At 57.2% G+C, this 1,541-nt stretch carries 1 protein-coding gene; it reads right to left on the minus strand.

All coding sequences use genetic code 11. The annotated features are described in order from the left end of the window. The coding region (locus IVA87_RS29725) for a transposase (protein WP_247336484.1) at window positions 1-415 on the minus strand (415 nt) is incomplete at its 3' end. Window positions 416-1,541 lie beyond the last annotated feature (1,126 nt).

Below are 1,541 nucleotides of genomic sequence, written 5' to 3' on the forward strand. Positions count from 1 at the left end.
GGTTCATCTCCATCAGGGCCTTCTGCATATGCTGGATATGGGCAGCGGCATATTCCACCAACCGCTCCCGCTGGCGCAAATAGGCGCGCAGGGTTGCAACCTCGGCATCAGGTCGGAAGCTGCCGCGTAACAGGCCATAGGAATGAAGCTGGCGCAACCATGCGGCATCGCTCACATCGCTTTTGCGCCCGGGCACGTTCTTTGCGTAGCGAGCGTTGACCAGAATGACCTCAAACCCGCGCTGCTCCAGGATCTCGTAAACCGGGATCCAATAGACGCCGGTGGATTCCATCGCGACACTCGTCACGCCGCAGGCCTTAAACCAGTCTGCCAGATGATGCAGGTCTTCTGTGAATGTGCCGAAGGTGCGCACTGGCGTATCAGTGCAGGCTGGGTTCACCGCAGCCATGTGCATCTTTGATCTGATGTCGATGGCGGCCGCGCCGACATTGACCGGCTTCAACTCCGGGCGGTCACCCGTCGTCATCTTGGGGCAGGTCCTCCATTTAAAAATGGGCAGGAGGGTCAGGGTTATGCCAATCGTCATCTTCCTAATCGGGATCGCCGCCGGAGCAGCGTCACCACTCCCAAGTCCGCATGCACCCATGGACCACGTTTTTTAACGGGGATTCTGCCTCCAATAAGCTGACGGCCGCTACCCTCCCAGCCAAGAAGATAGCACAAGGCTGTTTCTACCCCGCGCAGGCGCGCCACAACGCTGGACAGTTTCTTAAAATGTCGCGCTCCATGCGCAGCCTTCGTTGGACATTTGGCGAAGGTTGCGGCCAATATCTCCGGATCGTCTTTGACTTTGGCGAGAAGCACGGAGTGATTAAGGAGTTGCACGTCCTGTGCTCGCAAAGCGCGCACTTTGTCCTCCGCCTCGCATGAGATCTCACCTATGTGATCGAAATGCGCGACGATGATTGGGGTTTTACCCGCCTTGTGGATACGCTTGAATAAGGCCGGTAGAGCGCAATCCGCAAACCGTCTTGGCTCGTAAGACAGCATTTTTGTACCAAATCTGATCGAATTCAAATGGTTTATTGGAGCAGGTGGTTGTTCAGTTTGGCGGTGCTGAGCACGAACGGATCACCTCCTGAATGAAGTACGTTCGTCATCTCAGGATGGCGCGCAATATATTGCGCGGCCTGATCGAAATCCGGTGCGTTTCATCCGAGACCTTCCCACAATGCGCTTGCGAAAGCAGTAACGATAGCCGCAGCGCTCCGTCACCAGCGATAAAGTCCCGGTACGACCGTGTTGTCGTGCTTGCCGCTCGTATCCAAAGTGCCCTGACTCTCGAACTCCTCGTAAGCGCTTAGCCGGAGCCCTTGGTTCGGGATCGGGATAGCTGTGCGAAGAAGCCTCCGGGTTGGACGGAGGTTTGAGCTGGGATTGGACAGCAAAAAGGACGTCCATTTAGACGGCCCGTCGGCGGGGTCGGTGAGCCGGCTGGAGATTCTTGAAGGGCCGTCAGGACGTCGTGTGCGGTCGGAAGCTGAGAGAGCTCGGATCGCCGCGGAGAGTCTGTTGCCCGG

Source organism: Bradyrhizobium sp. 147, from assembly GCF_023073935.1.
Lineage (GTDB): Bacteria > Pseudomonadota > Alphaproteobacteria > Rhizobiales > Xanthobacteraceae > Bradyrhizobium.